This window comes from Acholeplasma laidlawii (assembly GCF_015709225.1).
Lineage (GTDB): Bacteria > Bacillota_I > Bacilli_A > Acholeplasmatales > Acholeplasmataceae > Acholeplasma > Acholeplasma laidlawii_A.
This window is the reverse complement of sequence record NZ_JADNRS010000038.1, coordinates 1-204: the sequence shown is the minus strand read 5'-3', so window position 1 is coordinate 204 and position 204 is coordinate 1. Positions and strand designations below refer to the sequence as shown.

Annotated in this window: 1 protein-coding gene; it reads left to right on the top strand. The window is 37.3% G+C overall.

Annotated elements, in window-relative coordinates:
• On the top strand, window positions 1-204 hold a 204-nt coding region (locus tag IY230_RS04060; RefSeq protein WP_196370045.1), incomplete at both ends, for a hypothetical protein.

The window sequence follows — 204 nt, the reverse complement described above, 5'->3', positions numbered from 1 at the left end:
AACAAGACTATCAGATTCTTCTGGGATTCTAGAGTTACTGCATTAGATGATTCTACATTCATCGCTGCTTTAGAAGTTGGTGATTATGTATCAATCGAAGGTGGTTTATTAGGTTGGGCTAGCAACAATGCATTTGTAACAATCTACAAAGCTTCTCAAGCTTCAGAAGGTGCTACACCTGTATTAACTGATGCTGAAGAATTA